The sequence below is a fragment of the Mycobacterium sp. NGS56 genome, assembly GCF_059812425.1.
Map to the genome: position 1 here is coordinate 913,757 of NZ_JCALCQ010000001.1, position 18,327 is coordinate 932,083.

At 66.8% G+C, this 18,327-nt stretch carries 11 protein-coding genes and 1 pseudogene; 5 read left to right on the top strand and 7 right to left on the bottom strand.

Translation table 11 applies throughout. From position 1 onward, the window contains the following. Positions 1-20 precede the first annotated feature (20 nt). The 3 genes from AC5Y4F_RS04295 to AC5Y4F_RS04305 all read left to right on the top strand — a co-directional run bounded on the left by AC5Y4F_RS04295 (position 21) and on the right by AC5Y4F_RS04305 (position 11,113). Positions 21-9,293: a fatty acid synthase subunit beta domain-containing protein gene (locus AC5Y4F_RS04295; protein WP_499995278.1), complete on the top strand. Its 9,273-nt coding sequence runs from the start codon at positions 21-23 to the stop codon at positions 9,291-9,293. 85 nt (positions 9,294-9,378) lie between these two features. Continuing rightward, the gene (acpS, locus tag AC5Y4F_RS04300; RefSeq protein ID WP_067939028.1) at positions 9,379-9,777 is read left to right on the top strand and encodes a holo-ACP synthase AcpS; all 399 of its coding nucleotides are present in this window, start codon (positions 9,379-9,381) and stop codon (positions 9,775-9,777) included. Between the two features lie 10 nt (positions 9,778-9,787). Beyond that, positions 9,788-11,113, top strand: coding sequence for a dipeptidase (locus AC5Y4F_RS04305; protein ID WP_067939026.1), 1,326 nt, complete (start codon positions 9,788-9,790; stop codon positions 11,111-11,113). 16 nt (positions 11,114-11,129) lie between these two features. Here AC5Y4F_RS04305 and AC5Y4F_RS04310 read toward each other — a convergent pair whose 3' ends face one another. Together AC5Y4F_RS04310 and AC5Y4F_RS04315 are read right to left on the bottom strand one after the other, a co-directional pair. Then, positions 11,130-11,390 (bottom strand): DUF3060 domain-containing protein, encoded by a 261-nt coding sequence (locus AC5Y4F_RS04310; RefSeq protein WP_499995281.1) that lies wholly within the window; start codon positions 11,388-11,390, stop codon positions 11,130-11,132. Positions 11,391-11,726: 336 nt separating this feature from the next. Then, positions 11,727-12,020: a hypothetical protein gene (locus AC5Y4F_RS04315; RefSeq protein WP_156750200.1), complete on the bottom strand. Its 294-nt coding sequence runs from the start codon at positions 12,018-12,020 to the stop codon at positions 11,727-11,729. 187 nt (positions 12,021-12,207) lie between these two features. On the opposite strand from AC5Y4F_RS04315, the gene AC5Y4F_RS04320 reads away from it, so the two are divergent. After that, positions 12,208-13,584, top strand: a complete 1,377-nt coding sequence (locus tag AC5Y4F_RS04320) for a cytochrome P450 (RefSeq protein ID WP_499995283.1) — start codon at positions 12,208-12,210, stop codon at positions 13,582-13,584. A gap of 112 nt (positions 13,585-13,696) precedes the next feature. Here AC5Y4F_RS04320 and AC5Y4F_RS04325 read toward each other — a convergent pair. From AC5Y4F_RS04325 to bcp, 3 genes and pseudogenes are all read right to left on the bottom strand, one after another. Continuing rightward, positions 13,697-13,768, bottom strand: a pseudogene (locus AC5Y4F_RS04325) (peroxiredoxin); the annotation flags it as partial. Between the two features lie 96 nt (positions 13,769-13,864). Next, positions 13,865-14,377, bottom strand: coding sequence for a cupin domain-containing protein (locus tag AC5Y4F_RS04330; protein ID WP_067939069.1), 513 nt, complete (start codon positions 14,375-14,377; stop codon positions 13,865-13,867). 149 nt (positions 14,378-14,526) lie between these two features. Continuing rightward, positions 14,527-15,003 (bottom strand): thioredoxin-dependent thiol peroxidase, encoded by a 477-nt coding sequence (gene bcp, locus AC5Y4F_RS04335; RefSeq protein WP_067939017.1) that lies wholly within the window; start codon positions 15,001-15,003, stop codon positions 14,527-14,529. A gap of 104 nt (positions 15,004-15,107) precedes the next feature. Here bcp and AC5Y4F_RS04340 point away from each other — a divergent pair, with 104 nt between their 5' ends. Further along, entirely contained in the window at positions 15,108-15,335 is a 228-nt protein-coding gene (locus tag AC5Y4F_RS04340; RefSeq protein ID WP_067939067.1) for a DUF3618 domain-containing protein, read from the top strand. Here AC5Y4F_RS04340 and AC5Y4F_RS04345 read toward each other — a convergent pair. Further along, positions 15,322-17,061, bottom strand: a complete 1,740-nt coding sequence (locus AC5Y4F_RS04345) for a DUF3556 domain-containing protein (protein ID WP_067939015.1) — start codon at positions 17,059-17,061, stop codon at positions 15,322-15,324. The genes AC5Y4F_RS04340 and AC5Y4F_RS04345 overlap by 14 nt on opposite strands. A 155-nt stretch (positions 17,062-17,216) precedes the next feature. Next, the gene (locus tag AC5Y4F_RS04350) at positions 17,217-17,483 is read right to left on the bottom strand and encodes a hypothetical protein (RefSeq protein ID WP_067939007.1); all 267 of its coding nucleotides are present in this window, start codon (positions 17,481-17,483) and stop codon (positions 17,217-17,219) included. Positions 17,484-18,327: the final 844 nt, after the last annotated feature.

Below are 18,327 nucleotides of genomic sequence, written 5' to 3' on the forward strand. Positions count from 1 at the left end.
ATATAGGGGAGACAGAACAGGTGACGATCCACGAGCACGACCGGGTGTCCGCCGACCGCGACGGGCAGGACCCGCAGGGCGGCAAGAACCCGCAAACCGGGGACACACTTGCTCTGGTCGACCGACTGACGGCCGGCGAGCCCTACGCCGTTGCATTTGGCGGCCAGGGCAGCGCCTGGCTGGAGACCCTCGAGGAACTGGTGTCGTCGGCCGGCATCGAGCCCGAACTGGCAACCCTGGTTGGTGAGGTCAGCCTGCTCCTGGAACCGGTGGCCAAGGAACTGGTCGTGGTGCGACCAATCGGCTTCGAGCCGCTGACCTGGGTGCGTGCGCTGGCGGCCGAGGATCCGGTCCCCTCGGACAAGCACCTGACCTCGGCCGCGGTGTCGATCCCGGGCGTGCTGCTCACCCAGATCGCGGCCGTGCGTGCGCTGGCAAGGCAAGGCATGGACCTCAAGGTGACGCCGCCGGTGGCCGTCGCAGGACATTCCCAAGGTGTGCTCGCCGTCGAGGCGCTCAAGGCCGGCGGTGCCCGCGATGTCGAGCTGTTGGCAATGGCCCAGCTGATCGGCGCCGCCGGGACGCTGGTGGCCCGTCGGCGCGGCATCTCGGTGCTTGGCGACCGCCCGCCGATGGTGTCGGTGACCAACGCCGATCCCGACCGCATCGGCCGGCTGCTCGATGAGTTCGCGCAGGACGTGCGCACCGTGCTGCCGCCCGTCTTGTCCATCCGCAACGGCCGCCGCTCGGTCGTCATCACCGGCACCCCGGAACAACTGTCTCGGTTCGAGCTCTACTGCCAGCAGATCTCGGAGAACGAAGAAGCCGACCGGAAGAACAAGCTGCGCGGCGGCGACGTCTTCTCGCCGGTCTTCGATCCGGTGCAGGTCGAGGTGGGCTTCCACACGCCCCGGCTGGCCGACGGCATCGACATCGTCGGCGGCTGGGCAGAGAAGGTCGGCCTGGACGTCCAGCTGGCCCGGCAGCTCACCGAGTCGATACTGGTGCGTCCGGTCGACTGGGTGCAGGAGATCACCCGAATCAACGACGCGGGGGCTCGCTGGATTCTCGACCTCGGGCCCGGCGACATCTTGACCCGGCTGACCGCCCCGGTGATCCGTGGTCTGGGTGTGGGCATCGTGCCCGCGGCGACCCGCGGGGGGCAGCGCAACCTCTTCACCGTCGGTGCGGTTCCCGAGGTGGCGCGGGCCTGGTCGAGCTACGCTCCGACGCTGGTTCGCCTGCCCGACGGCAGGGTCAAGCTCTCGACGAAGTTCACCCGGCTGACCGGCCGCTCGCCGATCCTGCTGGCCGGCATGACCCCGACCACCGTCGACGCAAAGATCGTGGCCGCCGCGGCCAACGCCGGGCACTGGGCCGAGCTGGCCGGCGGCGGGCAGGTCACCGAGGAGATCCTCGCCGACCGCATCGACCAGATGTCGGGGCTGCTCGAAGACGGCCGCACCTACCAGTTCAACGCGCTTTTTCTGGATCCGTACCTGTGGAAGCTGCAGGTCGGCGGCAAGCGGCTGGTGCAGAAGGCGCGCCAGTCCGGTGCCGCCATCGACGGTCTGGTGATCAGTGCCGGCATCCCGGACCTGGAGGACGCCGTCGACCTGATCGAGGAGTTGGGCGAGGTCGGCATCAGTCACGTCGTCTTCAAACCCGGCACTGTCGAGCAAATCCGCTCTGTCATCCGCATCGCGACCGAGGTCTCCACCAAGCCGGTGATCGCGCACATCGAGGGCGGCCGCGCCGGCGGCCACCACTCGTGGGAAGACCTCGATGACCTACTGCTGGCCACCTACTCCGAATTGCGGTCGCGCTCCAACATCACCGTCTGCGTCGGCGGTGGCATCGGGACGCCGGAGCGGGCGGCCGAATATTTGTCCGGACGCTGGGCGCAGGCATACGGCTTCCCGCTGATGCCGATCGACGGCATCCTGGTCGGCACCGCGGCGATGGCGGCCAAGGAGGCCACCACGTCGCCGTCGGTCAAGCGGATGCTGGTCGAAACCCAGGGGACCGATCAGTGGATCGGCGCCGGAAAAGCCTCGGGCGGAATGGCTTCCAGCCGTAGCCAGCTCGGCGCGGACATCCACGAGATCGACAACAGCGCGTCGCGGTGCGGCCGGCTTCTCGACGAGGTCGCTGGTGATGCGGACGCGGTCGCGCAGCGTCGCGACGAGATCATCGCGGCGATGGCGAACACCGCAAAGCCGTACTTCGGCGATGCCGGCGAGATGACCTACCTGCAGTGGTTGCAGCGTTACGTCGAGTTGTGCATCGGGGACGGTGATTCCACCGCGGACACCGCGTCGCCGGGAAGCCCGTGGCTGGCCGACACCTGGCGCGACCGGTTCGAGCAGATGCTGCAACGGGCCGAGGCGCGCTTGCATGCACAGGATTTCGGTCCCATCGAGACGCTTTTCGACGGCTCCACCGATGACGGTGCGCGGCTACTGGAGAACCCTTCCGAGGCCATCGCCACCCTGCTGGCGCACTACCCCGACGCCGAACACGTACAGCTGCACCCGGCCGATGTCCCGTTCTTCGTCTCGCTGTGCAAGCTGCTGGGCAAGCCGGTCAACTTCGTGCCGGTGATCGACAAGGATGTGCGGCGCTGGTGGCGTAGCGATTCGCTGTGGCAGGCGCACGACGCGCGTTACGACGCCGATCAGGTATGCATCATTCCAGGCACCGCGGCCGTGGCCGGCATCACCCGGATGGACGAGCCCGTCGGTGAATTGCTGGACCGCTTCGAGCAGGCGGCCATCGACGAGGCGCTCGCCGCCGGGGCGGAGCCCACGGCCGTCACCTCACGCCGGATCGGCCGCGCCGACGTCACCGGACCGCTGGCCGTCGTGCTGGATGCCCCCGATGTGCAGTGGGCCGGTCGCACGGCGACCAACCCGGTCCATCGAATCGCCGATCCCACCGACTGGCTGGTGCATGACGGACCCGAGAGCCGCCGCGCCACACATTCGTCCACCGGTGCGCAGCTTCAGGTCGACGGCGACCGCGTCGTGCTCAGCGTCCCCGTGTCGGGCACCTGGGTAGACATCCCGTTTACGTTGCCGCCCAACACTGTTGACGGAGCCACCCCGGTGGTCTCCACCGAGGATGCCACCACGGCCATGCGTGCGGTGCTGGCCATTGCCGCAGGGGTCGACGGACCGCAATTTCTGCCTGCGGTAATCGACGGAACGGCCACGGTCACGGTGGACTGGGACCCCGAGCGGGTCGCCGACCACACCGGTGTCACGGCCACGTTCGGAGAACCGTTGGCGCCCAGCCTCAGCACCGTGCCCGACGCACTCGTCGGGCCGTGCTGGCCCGCAGTCTTCTCGGCGATCGGCTCGGCCGTCACCGATACCGGCGCCCCCGTGGTCGAGGGCCTGCTGAGCCTGGTGCATCTTGACCACGCCGCACACATGGTCGGTAAGCTGCCGCGCGTCCAGTCGCAATTGACAATCACCGCAACGGCTTCGGTGGCCATCGACACGGACATGGGTCGTGTCGTCCCGGTTTCGGTCGCCATCACCGACACCGACGGTCAGGGAATCGCCACCCTGGAGGAGCGCTTCGCCATCCTGGGACGCACCGGCGCCGCCGAACTGGCTGACCCGACGCGCGCCGGCGGTGCGATCTCCGAGAACGCGACCGACACCCCGCGGCGGCGCCGCCGCGACGTCGTCATCACCGCCCCGGTCGACATGCGCCCCTTCGCGGTGGTCTCCGGTGACCACAACCCCATCCACACCGACCGGGCCGCCGCGTTGCTGGCCGGCCTGGAATCGCCCATCGTGCATGGCATGTGGTTGTCGGCCGCCGCCCAGCATGCGGTGACCGCCACCGATGGCCAGGCGCGCCCGCCGGCGCGGCTGATCGGCTGGACCGCGCGCTTCCTGGGCATGGTGCGTCCTGGTGACGAGGTCGCGTTCCGCGTCGACCGCGTCGGAATCGACCAGGGTGCCGAGGTTTTGGAGGTCACCGCCCGGATCGGATCGGATCTGGTGATGTCGGCGACGGCACGCCTGGCCGCGCCGCGCACGGTCTATGCGTTCCCCGGACAGGGCATTCAGCACAAGGGCATGGGCATGGACGTCCGGGCGCGGTCCAAGGCCGCCCGCAAGGTGTGGGACAAAGCGGACAAGTTCACCCGCGACACCCTGGGCTTCTCGGTCCTGCACGTGGTGCGGGACAACCCGACCAGCATCATCGCCAGCGGTGTGCACTACAACCACCCCGAGGGCGTGCTGTATCTGACGCAGTTCACCCAGGTCGCGATGGCGACGGTGGCCGCGGCGCAGGTCGCCGAGATGCGCGAGCAGGGTGCGTTCGTCGAAGACGCGATCGCGTGCGGTCACTCCGTCGGCGAGTACACCGCGCTGGCCTGTGTGACGGGCATCTACGAGCTGGAAGCCTTGCTGGAGACGGTGTTTCACCGCGGGTCGAAAATGCACGACATCGTGCCCCGCGACGAGCTGGGCCGGTCCAACTATCGACTGGCCGCCATCCGGCCCTCGCAGATCGACTTGCCCGACGACCAGGTTCCCGAATTCGTCGCGGGAATCGCCGAGAGCACCGGCGAATTCCTGGAGATCGTCAACTTCAACCTGCGCGGGTCGCAGTACGCGATCGCCGGCACGGTGCGCGGCCTCGAGGCCCTCGAGGCGGAGGTGGAGCGGCGCCGCAAGATCACCGGCGGCAAGCGCTCGTTCATTCTGGTGCCCGGTATCGACGTGCCGTTCCACTCGCGCGTCCTGCGGGTCGGCGTGGCGGAGTTCCGGCGATCGCTCGACCGCGTCATGCCGCGCGACAAGGACCCTGACGTCATCATCGGGCGCTACATCCCCAACCTGGTGCCGCGTCCGTTCACGCTCGACCGCGACTTCATCCAGGAGATCCGCGACCTGGTGCCGGCCGAGCCGCTCGACCCGATCCTCGCCGACTACGACAGCTGGCTTGCCGAGCGCCGGATCGAGATGGCGCGCATCGTCCTCATCGAGCTGCTGGCATGGCAATTCGCCAGCCCGGTGCGTTGGATCGAGACCCAGGACCTGCTGTTCACCGAAGAGGCCGCCGGCGGTCGCGGTGTGGAGCGGTTCGTCGAGATCGGTGTGAAGTCCGCGCCGACCGTAGCGGGTCTGGCCGCCAACACCCTCAAGCTGCCCGAATACGCCCACAGCACAGTGGAAGTGCTCAATGCCGAGCGCGACGCGGCGGTGCTGTTCGCCACCGACACCGACCCCGAGCCGGAGCACGAGGACGAGCCGGAGGCACCCGCCGAAAGTGCCTCCGCTCCGGAAGCGACTGCGGCGACACCGGCCCCCGCCCCCGCGCCGACCGCGTCGTCGGGTGCGGCCCGACCGGACGACATCGGATTCGACGCCGCCGATGCCACACTCGCGCTGATCGCGCTGTCGGCCAAGATGCGCATCGATCAGATCGAAGAACTGGACTCCATCGAATCCATCACCGACGGCGCGTCGTCGCGGCGCAACCAGCTGCTGGTGGACCTGGGCTCGGAGCTGAACCTGGGGGCAATCGACGGTGCCGCCGAAGCCGACCTGGCCGGGCTGCGCGCGCAGGTGACCAAGCTGGCACGCACCTATAAGCCTTTTGGCCCAGTGCTTTCCGACGCGATCAACGATCAGCTACGCACCGTGCTGGGGCCCTCGGGTAAGCGGCCCGGTGCCATCGCCGAACGGGTCAAGAAGACCTGGGAACTGGGCGAGGGTTGGGCCAAGCACGTCACGGTGGAGGTCGCGCTGGGGACCCGCGAGGGGACCAGTGTCCGGGGTGGCGCCATGGGCCACCTGCACGAAGGTGCACTGGCCGACGCCGCTTCCGTCGATAAGGCGATCGACGCCGCGGTGGCTTCCGTCGCCGGGCGTCGCGGCATCGCGGTGGCGCTGCCGTCTTCCGGCGGTGGTGGCGGCGCGACCGTCGACGCCGCCGCGCTGGGCGAATTCACCGACCAGATCACCGGGCGCGACGGCGTGCTGGCCTCGGCGGCGCGCCTGGTGCTCAACCAGCTGGGCCTGGATGACCCGGTCGGCGTTTCGCCGGCGGCCACCGATGCCGAGCTCATCGACCTGGTCACCGCCGAACTCGGCGCCGACTGGCCACGACTGGTGTCGCCGGTGTTCGAGCCGAAGAAGGCCGTATTGTTCGACGATCGGTGGGCCAGCGCTCGCGAAGACCTGGTCAAGCTCTGGCTCAGTGACGAGGGTGACATCGATGCCCGGTGGGTGGACCTGTCCGAAAGGTTCGAGGGCGCAGGCCATGTCGTGGCCACCCAGGCCACCTGGTGGCAGGGCAAGGCCCTGGCCGCGGGCCGTCAGATACACGCGTCGCTGTACGGTCGCATCGCGGCAGGGGCCGAGAACCCGGATCCGGGCCCGTACAGCCACGAAGTCGCGGTGGTGACGGGCGCTTCCAAGGGCTCGATCGCCGCGTCGATCGTCGGGCGACTACTCGACGGCGGTGCCACCGTCATCGCCACGACGTCCAAGCTGGACGACGAGCGGCTGGCGTTCTACCGCGGGCTCTACCGCGAGCACGCCCGGTTCGGCGCGGCGCTGTGGGTGGTCGCGGCCAACATGGCGTCCTACTCCGACATCGACGCGCTGGTCGAGTGGGTGGGTACAGAGCAGACCGAAAGTCTTGGGCCGCAGTCGATTCACATCAAGGACGCGCAGACCCCGACGTTGCTGTTCCCGTTTGCCGCACCGCGCGTCGCGGGCGACATGTCCGAGGCCGGCTCTCGCTCCGAGATGGAGATGAAGGTGCTGCTGTGGGCGGTGCAGCGGTTGATCGGCGGACTGTCGAAGATCGGCGCCGAGCGCGACATCGCGTCGCGGCTGCACGTGGTGCTGCCGGGTTCACCGAACCGCGGAATGTTCGGTGGTGACGGCGCTTACGGTGAAGCCAAGTCGGCGCTGGACGCCTTGGTGAGCCGTTGGCACGCCGAGTCCTCGTGGGCGGCCCGGGTCAGCCTGGCACACGCGCTGATCGGTTGGACCCGCGGCACCGGCCTGATGGGCCACAACGACGCGATCGTCGACGCGGTCGAAGAGGCCGGCGTCACCACATATTCGACCGATCAGATGGCAGCAATGTTGCTGTCGCTCTGCGACATCGAGTCCAAGGTCGCCGCGGCCGGTGCGCCGATCAACGCGGACCTGACCGGAGGGCTGGGCGAAGCCAACCTCGACATGGCCGAGCTGGCCGCCAAAGCCCGCGAGCAAGCCACCTCGACATCGGACGAGGAGGCCGAAGCCGCCCATGCCGAAGGCGCCATCGCCGCGTTGCCGTCCCCGCCGCGCGGCTTCACCCCGGCACCACCGCCGCAATGGGCAGACCTCGACGTCGACCCGGCCGACATGGTGGTCATCGTCGGTGGCGCGGAACTTGGTCCCTACGGCTCGTCGCGGACCCGCTTCGAGATGGAGGTCGACAACGAGCTGTCGGCGGCGGGCGTCTTGGAGCTGGCCTGGACCACCGGCCTGATCCGCTGGGAAGACGACCCCCAACCCGGTTGGTACGACACGCAATCCGGTGACTTGGTCGACGAGTCCGAACTTGTCGAGCGCTATCACGACACCGTCGTCGAGCGCTGCGGCATTCGCGAATTCGTCGATGACGGCGCGATCGATCCCGACCATGCCGCACCGCTGCTGGTATCGGTGTTCCTGGACAAGGACTTTGCGTTCGTGGTGTCCTCGGAGGCTGACGCGCGCGCCTTCGTCGAGTTCGACCCGGATCACACCGTCATCCGGCCGGTGCCCGACTCCAGCGACTGGCAGGTCATCCGCAAGGCCGGCACCGAGATTCGGGTGCCGCGAAAGACCAAGCTGTCGCGGACCGTTGGTGCGCAAATCCCGACCGGGTTCGACCCGACCGTGTTCGGCATCAGTCAGGACATGGCCAGCTCGACCGACCGGGTGGCGCTGTGGAACATCGTCGCGACCGTCGACGCGTTCCTGTCGTCCGGATTCACCCCGGCCGAGCTGATGCGGTGGGTGCACCCGGGCCTGGTGGCCAGCACGCAAGGCACCGGCATGGGCGGCATGACGTCGATGCAGACGATGTATCACGGCAACCTGCTGGGCCGCAGCAAGCCGAACGACATCCTGCAGGAAGTTCTACCGAACGTCGTTGCCGCGCATGTCATTCAGAGCTACGTCGGCAGCTACGGCGCGATGATCCATCCGGTGGGCGCGTGCGCGACCGCGGCGGTATCGGTCGAGGAGGGCGTCGACAAGATCCGCCTCGGAAAGGCGGAGCTGGTGGTCGCCGGCGGATTCGACGACCTGACGCTGGAAGCCATCATCGGCTTCGGTGACATGGCGGCCACCGCCGACACCGGCATGATGCGGGGCCGGGGCATCCACGACTCGAAGTTCTCCCGGCCCAACGATCGGCGCCGGCTGGGATTCCTCGAGGCGCAGGGCGGCGGAACCATCCTGCTGGCGCGCGGTGACCTGGCGCTGAAGATGGGGCTGCCGGTACTGGCGGTGGTGGCGTACGCACAGTCGTTCGCCGACGGCGTGCACACCTCGATTCCGGCGCCGGGGCTGGGCGCGCTGGGCGCCGCTCGCGGCGGCAAGGATTCGGCGCTGGCGCGGTCGCTGGCCAAGCTCGGGGTGGGCGCCGACGACATCGCGGTGGTCTCCAAGCACGACACGTCGACTTTGGCCAACGATCCCAACGAGACCGAACTGCACGAGCGGCTCGCCGACTCACTTGGCCGTTCCGAGGGTGCTCCGTTGTTCGTGGTGTCGCAGAAGAGCCTCACCGGGCACGCGAAGGGCGGCGCTGCGGTCTTCCAGATGATGGGGCTTTGCCAGATGTTGCGCGACGGTGTGATCCCGCCCAACCGCAGCCTTGATTGCGTCGACGACGAGCTCGCCGGCTCGGCCCACTTCGTGTGGGTGCGAGAGACGCTGCGACTCGGGGACAAGTTCCCGCTCAAGGCGGGTTTGGTGACCAGCCTTGGGTTCGGCCACGTTTCGGGATTGGTCGCGCTGGTGCACCCGCAGGCTTTCGTCGCCGCGCTCGACCCCGAACAGCGTGCCGACTACCAGCGGCGGGCAGACGCCCGCCTGCTGGCCGGTCAGCGGCGGCTGGCATCGGCGATCGCCGGCGGCGCGCCGATGTACGAGCGGCCGCCGAACCGCCGCTTCGACACCGACGTGCCGGAGAAACGTCAGGAGGCGGCGATGCTGCTGAACCCCGATTCGCGGCTGGGTGACGGCGAGGCCTACCAGGTCTCCGCCGGATGACGTCGGTGTACAGCGCGGCTCGGTCTCGGTGCGCTCCGCGGACCGCATCGTCGCCGGGCCCGGCCATCCGTTAACCTGGCGACCCATGGGAATCGTCGGCGTGGGGATCGATCTGGTCTCCATTCCTGATTTCGCCGAGCAGGTCGACCAACCGGGAACCGTCTTCTCCGCGACGTTCACCCCGGGGGAGCGCCGCGACGCCTCGGACAAGAGTTCGTCGGCGGCGCGTCACCTGGCGGCCCGCTGGGCTGCGAAGGAGGCCGTGATCAAGGCCTGGTCCGGATCGCGGTTCGCCCAGCGTCCGGTGCTGCCGGAGGACATCCACCGCGACATCGAGGTGGTCACCGACATGTGGGGCCGACCTCGGGTTCGGCTGAGCGGCGACATCGCCAAACACCTGGCCGACGTCATAATTCACGTGTCGCTGACGCACGAAGGGGATACCGCCGCCGCGGTGGCCGTTTTGGAGACGCCGACCGACTAGCCTCGTGGGCATGAGCGATCTGGTTGAGCGCGTCCGTGAGGTGCTGCCGTCGGTACGGCGCGATCTGGAAGATTTGGTGCGCATCGAGTCGGTGTGGGCCGACCCCGCCCGCCGCGACGAGGTACACCGCAGTGCGCAGGCCGTCGCGGATCTGTTGTCGCAGGCGGGCTTTGGTGATGTGCGGATCGTCAGCGAGGGCGGCGCCCCGGCCGTGATCGCCCATCATCCGGCGCCGGACGGCGCACCGACCGTGCTGCTCTACGCCCACCACGATGTCCAGCCCGAAGGCGATCGCGGCCAATGGGGGTCGCCGCCTTTCGAGCCCACCCAGCGTGATGGTCGGCTCTACGGACGCGGAACCGCCGACGACAAGGCTGGTATCGCAACACATTTGGCGGCCTTTCGCGCGCACGGCGGTCAGCCGCCGGTGGGCGTGACGGTCTTTGTCGAAGGCGAGGAGGAATCGGGATCCCCGTCCCTGGGCCGGCTGCTTGCCGCGCACCGCGACGCGCTCGCCGCCGACGTGATCGTGATCGCCGACTCGGACAACTGGAGCGCCGAGGTCCCGGCACTGACGGTGACGCTGCGCGGCCTGGTGGACTGCGTGGTCGAGGTCGCCACGCTCGACCACGGCCTGCACTCCGGCATATGGGGCGGTGTGGTGCCCGATGCGCTGAGCGTGCTGGTGCGGTTGTTGGCCAGTTTGCACGACGACGACGGCAACGTGGCCGTCGCCGGCCTGCACGAAAGCACCGTCGCCGCTGTGGATTACCCGCCCGAGCGGGTGCGTGCCGACTCCGGCCTGCTGGACGGGGTCTCCGAAATCGGATCGGGTTCGGCGCCGCAGCGGCTGTGGGCCAAGCCTGCGATCACTGTGATCGGTATCGACACCACACCGATTGAGAAAGCGTCGAACACCCTCATCCCGCGGGCCCGGGCCAAGATCAGCATGCGGGTGGCGCCGGGCGGGGACGCCGCGGCGCACCTGGACGCGTTGACCGCCCATTTGCAACAGCATGCGCCGTGGGGGGCACACGTCAGCGTCTTTCCCGGCGATGTCGGCGAGCCCTACGCCATCGACGCCACCGGCAGTGTCTATGACGCCGCGCGCGCCGCGTTCCGGCAGGGATGGGGGACCGATCCGATCGACATGGGCATGGGCGGATCGATCCCGTTCATCGCCGAATTCGCCGAGGTGTTCCCGGAGGCGAAGATCCTCGTCACCGGTATGGAAGACCCGGCGACGCAGGCCCACAGCATCAACGAGAGCCTGCATCTGGGCGTGCTGGAACGCGCAGCGATCAGCGAGGCGCTGCTGCTGGCCAACCTGGGCTAGTAGTGCGACTCGCCGATCATCGGGTGCTTTGGCGCAAGGACACGATGTTGGTGTAACCCGTCTTGTTGATCGTCGGCGGCCCGGAGTGGTAGACCATCGCGTTGTCGTCGCCGAAAACACTGATGGTGTCGGCGCTGTCGCCGGTGACGTGATTTGCGCTTCCGGAGACGTCAAGTCTGCGACAGTGGCCGGTGACCGTATAGGTGTTGTTGTCGTCTTCCAGCCTCAGGTTTCCGTCGTTGCAGCCGATGGTGTCCTTCGCACCGCCATTGATCATTGTGAGATTTCCGTGCACGGTGGTAGCGGAGTAATGACCCAAGAAAGCCGCGATCGCGAACGCACACACCAATATCCCCGATCCTCGCGGCGTATTCGCCAGCCTCGCGACGGCCCCCAACCACCGCCACCCGGTTTCCCCGAGTACACGCCCACCATTCGGGCCAGTGTCAGACGTTCCGGAAAGCCGGGGCGCGGCACCCGGCGGCTGCCCGACGCCGCGCTCCAGGTCGCGTATTCCTCAGGGTCTTGCTTCTCCGGGTCTTCTTCCGGGTTCATCGCTCAATAATCAGCTCTGCGGTTCGGTTTTGGTGGCGTCGTGCCGAAGTCGCGACTGTCACGGCCAGGGGAATCCGGGTGCCGGTGGGGGTACGTCGGCCGGATTGGCCTCCACGAAGTGATACACCGGGCCGGACGGGCCGCTGGTAACGGTCACGGCGAACCAGTGGCACACGCTCAGGTCGAATCCTGGCGGTATCGGAACGGTGTAGCCCCATTTCTGGCCGGGGCAGTAGTGCCAGTAGGACGGCCCGGCCTGGGCGGGTGCGGCCAGTCCCAGACCTGCCGCTGCTATGCCGCCAGAAACAAGCGCACTCGCGATGAACCGAGCTAAGGATCGAGGTGTATCCATCCGAAGGTCCTAATCACGTTGGCCGTGCCTGGCCCCTTACGGGCGAGCCACTAGCGAAATTCTGGCGTTCGCTGCGGCTACCGATCCCAACTGTAGAGGTGTCGAAGACCAGAAAGCATAGGTAGATCCATCGTCTCGCCGCATACTGCTTTTTATGTGCAGCCACTCGTCAGCGGGAGACGCCACTGTGAGTACGGAGAACACCCTGACCGGCAAGGCAGACAAGGCCGGCAAGACCAACCGATACCACTTTGATCGCCACAGCCCGGATTACCGCGAGCGGTTCACCGCAATCACCGAGGAAATGCACGCTAGATGCCCGGTGGCGTGGACCGACACCTACGACGGGCATTGGGTGGCCGCAGGCAACCGGGAAGTCTTCGAGCTCGCTCGATGCCCGCACGTGTCCAACGACCACGACGTCACCGGTGATGGCACCGGCTATAAAGGCATCACGATCCCTACGCTGAAGCAGGGCAACGGCGTCCGTGGCGGCATGCTCGAGATGGACGAACCCGAGCACTCGGCCTACCGCAGCATCCTCAACCCCTACCTGTCGCCGGCAGCCGTGAAGCGCTGGAAGCCATTTGTCGACGAGATCGTGCGGGCGAGCATCGACGAGAAGATCGAAGCCGGACGGATCGACTTTGTCGACGACCTAGCGAACGTCGTGCCCGCGGTCCTGACTCTGGCGATGATGGGCGTTCCACTGAGGAAGTGGCAGCTCTATTGCGAGCCGGCCCACGCCGGCGTTTATACCCCGGCCGATTCGCCAGACGCCCCAAGGGTTTTGGAGCAGACAATGGCGATGGGAGCGGACCTGTTCAACCACCTCCTTGAGATTCGCGAAAACCCACGCCCCGGCATAGTGGACGCATTGGCAAGACTGAAGATCGACGGCGAACCCGCCCCCGACGCCGAACTGCTCGGAATGCTCGGCTTGATCATCGGCGGAGGTTTCGACACGACGACGGCGCTGACCGCACACGCACTCGAATGGCTGGGCGAAAATCCCGAGCAGCGCGAACTGTTGAAGCGGGAACTGGCCACGCTGCTCGACTCGGCGACCGAGGAATTTCTGCGTTACTTCACGCCCGCTCCAGGCGACGGTCGCACCATCGCCGCCGACCTCGAGATCGCGGGGACCCATTTCAAGGAGGGCGATCGCCTGTGGCTGTCCTGGGCCATGGCGAACCGTGACCCCGCGGTGTTCCCCGATCCGAATCGACTAGACCTAAGCCGAAAGAACAACCGGCACTTCAGCTTCGGGCTCGGCATCCACCGCTGCATCGGCTCCAATGTCGCGCGCGTCGTGTTCAAGTCGATGCTTACGGCGGTGCTCGAGCGGATCGGTGACTATCGCTGCGACCCCGAGGGCACAGTGCACTATCGGACGATCGGCGTGATCCAGGGCATGCAGCACCTTCCCGCGACCTTCACGCCCGGCAGGCGGCTCGGCCCGGGGATCGACGAGACGCTGGAGAAGCTGCAGCGGGTCTGCGACGAACAAGGAATCGCGCGGCCCATCACCGAGTACACCGAGGCCGCCGTCATCGGCGACTGACTAGATCCGATGGTGGCGACCCGCTTCGCCCGGCTTCGCCGCGTTCGCGATCGCCACTAGATCCGATGGTGGCGACCCGCTTCGCCCGGCTTCGCCGCGTTCGCGATCGCCACTAAACCGACAGGTCGCGGCGAAGCTTGGCGACGTGGCCGGTCGCCTTTACGTTGTACTGGGCGAAGAACACGCACGGCGCCTTGAACACCGCCGACGTGGTTTAGGTCGAGGCTGACGTGGCGCTCCGGTTGGTTAGGCGAGCGAGACAGACGGCACGGCTACACTTTCAGCCGGGCGGGATGAGGTTGTAGCGGGCGATGATCTCGGGTAGCCACGGGGGTTCGCCGAACTGGAGTCCATAGGCCTCTGCGAGTGTCGCGATGGCCTCGAAGGGTGGGGCGCCGTCGGTCGTCAGGTCGGCCAGGTCGCGGAAGAACTTTTCGAAACCGGCTGGGCTGATCACCTCGATCATGCGGGCAGGCGTGGAGCCCGCGTTCCACATGGTGTGCAGTTCGCCTCTCGGCTTTGTGATGTAGCCGCCCGCGCCGAGCACGGCCTCGCGGTCGCCTGAGCGGAAGCCGATTTCGCCCTCGGTGACGATCGAGTACTCATCTTCCCTGGTGTGCAGGTGTGGCGGCACGAGGGCTCCCACAGGGAACGGGTGCTCCACGATGGCCACCGCGCCGCCGGTGTCCTCGCCCCACAGCTTGAACACCACCCCGATCGAGCCCAGGTTGCCCGCCCTGCCTTCGCCTGGGCGGACAATAGTCAGCGGTTGGGGGGTTTCGGCGGCACTCATCGCGGCGGCCTCTCGAATTTCGGTGATACGACTCGGGCGTCGCGAATTGTGCTCCGACACCGGACGGGTGTCAAGGCAAGCGGTAGTCCATCGACGGAGAACCGAAGGGGTTCAACGGATCTCGCCGTACAAGCATGTTGATTACGTGATTACGAGGCGCTGAGAACACGCTCGATAAATGTTGTCGTATGTGCAGCCTTCACGTTGTACTGCGCGACCGCGATCTTGCCCTTCGCGTCGACCACGAAGGTGGAGCGGATGACACCGGTGACCGTCTTGCCATACATCTGCTTCTCGCCGTAGGCGCCATAGGCCGTCAGTACCTTGCGGTCGGGGTCGGACAGCAGCGGGAAGGTCAGCTTCTCGGCGTCACGGAACTTGGCGAGCTTCTCCGGCTTGTCGGGGGAGATCCCGATGACGTCGATGCCGGCGCCGTTGAGCTCGGCCAGGTTGTCCCGAAAGTCGCACGCCTGTTTGGTGCACCCTGGCGTCGCCGCGGCCGGATAGAAGTACACGACGACGCGACGTCCCTTGTAGTCGGCCAGCGACACCTTGTTGCCGTCGGCGTCGGGCAGGCTGAAGGAGGGCGCTTTGTCGCCCGGCGCAAGCCGCGTGGTCTCGGTCAAGGTAAGTACCTTTCTTTTCACCGGAGCGTTGGGGTTAGCGCTAACTGATCTAGGGTAGTTCGGGCAGGTGTAGGAGCTGGATAGTGGGCGAGTTGGAGGACATAGTGGCGGACCGGGACCCCGAAGCCATCAAGCAGGACATCGACGTCGCCCGTGATCAGCTGGCGGCCACCGTCGACTCACTTGCCGAGCGGGCCAACCCGCGGCGCCTCGCCGACGACCTGAAGATCCGGGTGATCGGATTCGTGCAGAAGCCCGTGGTGCTGGCGTCGCTGGCCGGGGTCGGGGTCCTCGTCGTGGTGGTGGCGGTGCGCCGCGTCAGGGATCGGTGACGCGTCCGGTCTGGACGTACACCGGAATGTCGTCGGCCCAGGGCTGGCTGGTGGCCATGTCGTCGACCTCGCAGTAGCCGCGTTCGAATTCGCCCGTCACCGCATCGACCAGCCGGTATTCCTGTCGCTGTTGGTGGATGGGCTGAGCGTCGAGGATGACCACCCGGACGTCGCCGGGCTCGAACCCGCAGCGCTGCTGTAGCGCCTCGATGAGGCATTCGTTGTGCATGTGCCCGTCGCCGAAGTTCCAGCCGAGCACCATGGCGCAGATATTTTCGCCCTCGCAGAGGTTGTAGTCGGCCTCGTCGTAGCCGGCCAGCGCGCGGTGTACCAGCGTGTAGAGCGCGCGGCCGTGGGTGTTCATCCCTCGGAAGGCGTAGGCGAGGTGGATGGGCACCAGGGTTTCTTCCTTGGTCTTGTAGAGGCGTTCGAGCTGCAGGTGATACATCGGGCCCAGCGCGCGGGAGGCGGTGCGGATCTTTTCGTCGACCGACGGTTTGACGCACCACACCGTGGTGTCCCAGTTGCCCGCGTAGTAGCGCATGCTGGGCAGGAACGACACCTTGCGGGGGTAGAGGTTTCCGGCGACGACCGTTCCGGCGATGACCAGGAACAGGATGGCGACGGGCACCGGGTGGGTGATGTCAGACAGGCCCAGGCGTGCATGCGCGACGAACAGCCACAAGACCCCGAAGATCATGAAGACGTTCCACTCCAGCGGCACGCCCATGGGGAAGGCCAGCAGGATGTTGAGGTGGAACACGATCATCACGAATGCGGCGACGGCGGTGGGCCAGCCGCCGGGGGAGAAGAACAGCACCAGCGGCACCAATCCTTCGACGGCGGTTGAGAAATGGGCGATGAAACCCGCTAAATCGCTGGGCCGCAGGTCGTCCGGATAATGCTTGAACATCGATCGCTTGAGTGCGCCCGAGGGTATGAACGGATTGTTCGCCAGCATGGTGGAGATCACGAATGGGAAGTGCTTGTTGAGCTTGGAGGTCGCCGCGCCGAGCCAGATCACCAGGAACACGACCTTGGCCCCGACGATGACGTCGGCGCCGGCGAACAGAAACGTCAGCGCCAGCGGCGCATACACCTCGCCGCGCGCAGCCAGAAAGATGATTTTGTCGCGCAAGCTGAGCACGGCCAGCACCGCCAGAATCGCGGCCGTCCGCCACCACGGCAGCACGCCGATCGTCGTATTCAGCGTCGGAATTGGCCCGCCGCCATCGGACAGCAGCGCGGACGCGAGCAGCACCAGCAGGATGCCGTAGAGCAACGCGTCGAACGGAGTTCGGTTGCTGCCGTTGGTCAACGGCACCCGAGTGGGCCAGGGTGGCAAGCGGATGGTGCCGGGCCGCAGCCAGTACAGGATCGAGCCCATCGGGGGGAAGTAGCGCCCGGCCAACGGCCCGAAGCAGCAGCCGAGGCCGATGACTTCGAACAGCATCGTGTAGAGCACGGCCTTCTGGAACACGATCGGCTCCGACCACCACCCGCCGACCTGGGTAAAGCCGCCAATACCCCGGGTCGACCACGCGAAAAGCCAGCCCCCGAGGATGTACAGCGCGATCTTCACGCCGTACATCACATGCATGACCAGTGGGGTGCCGAAACCGTGCTGGGCGATGTGGCGCGCCATCGGGACGATCCGTTCGGCGCGGGAGCGAGTGGTCCACTCCGCCATGTCGACGACGGGCAGGTTGGGCCGGATGAACCCCATTGCAGCTCCTTCGACGCAGCGTGTCCCAAGGGGCCTATCGGCGCTTTCGGCGCCGACGGTGCAAGCAAGAAATTACCTGTAAGAGGGGCTTTTGCGTCGGATACGACGGCAAATGGTGCGCTGAAATCCGTGACGACCCCGCGACGGTGCTTCGGCTACTCCCAGCCCGGCGGGTCGTTCTCGGCCATGTAGGCCTCCCACGCGGCGTGCCGGACGGCCCGTGTGTGCAGGTCCTGACAAATCGCCTGCGCCTCGGCGGCGCTGGCGGCCCGGCCCAGGCCGTGATGCACCAAGCCGTCGTCGACGCGCTCGGCACGGAAGCCGCCCGTCGAGACCGCATGGACCCGATATTCGCTGCGATCGTCGATGTTGGCGTGCAAGTGGCCCTCGAAGGGTTCGACCCACTTGAGCTCAGTCTTCACAAGTCCCCTCGGAAAAGGTCATCGCAGCGATGGTAGGACAAGGACTTCAGGCAGTTCGTCACCCATCGGGTGAACCCGCCTTGTGCTTGATGACAAGCCCTAACTGTTCTCGGCCATTATGGACCCGGAGGATTCGGTATGCCTGGTGTTAATGCTCCCGGTATCCCTGGTGTCGGCAGTGGTGACGGGGGTGCCGGTGCGGGGACCGGTCGTCCCGGTATTTCCGGTGCCTCCGTTGGTTGCCCACCCGGCGGGATTCCCTCAGTCGGTAAAACCGGTTCACTCCAAAACCCGTTGGGCTCCATGTGGTCTTTGCAGAAATTCGTGGACTTCATCACCACCATGTATTCCCTCCACAGCCCCGGTGGGTTAGGTGCCGGTGCCATCGCGCCGTCTGGGCAGCGCCAGCTACAACTAAGAGCGCCGACGCCGGCGCCGCCGAATGCGAAGCTACTGCCGCTGTTGGTTGCTTGGCCGATGATGCCGTTGACACCGAAACCGCCTGCCTCGCAATGCATATGCGACCCGTTGATCTCGGTCGGATAGTCGCAAAAGCCACCTTGCCCGAACAATGCGCCGCCACCGGTCCCAACGCCCGGATACGGGCACAGGTCGGCGTGAGCCGAGTCGGCGGGAAGAAAAATCGACGCACAGAAGCCGAAAGACACCATCGAAGCGCAAGTTAGGATTTTCCTCATCTTGGCGGCCAGAGCTCCTTTCTCGCCGAGGCGGCTAAGCGCGCACCAAGTTTGGGTGCATACGCGTTCAGATTCTGCTCCGCCCGAGCGCCCAACGTGGTCTGTTTGATCCAGCTTCTGCGGCGAGTGCAAAACTCGGGGGACCG

Bases quoted from the DNA above. Each gene is read 5' to 3' on its own strand.
- AC5Y4F_RS04310 (WP_499995281.1), bottom strand. From the start codon at position 11,390: ATGATCAATGGCGGTGCGAAGGACACCATCGGCTGCAACGACGGAAAC.
- acpS (WP_067939028.1), top strand. From the start codon at position 9,379: ATGGGAATCGTCGGCGTGGGGATCGATCTGGTCTCCATTCCTGATTTC.
- AC5Y4F_RS04315 (WP_156750200.1), bottom strand. From the start codon at position 12,020: ATGGATACACCTCGATCCTTAGCTCGGTTCATCGCGAGTGCGCTTGTT.
- AC5Y4F_RS04345 (WP_067939015.1), bottom strand. From the start codon at position 17,061: ATGGGGTTCATCCGGCCCAACCTGCCCGTCGTCGACATGGCGGAGTGG.
- AC5Y4F_RS04330 (WP_067939069.1), bottom strand. From the start codon at position 14,377: ATGAGTGCCGCCGAAACCCCCCAACCGCTGACTATTGTCCGCCCAGGC.
- AC5Y4F_RS04305 (WP_067939026.1), top strand. From the start codon at position 9,788: ATGAGCGATCTGGTTGAGCGCGTCCGTGAGGTGCTGCCGTCGGTACGG.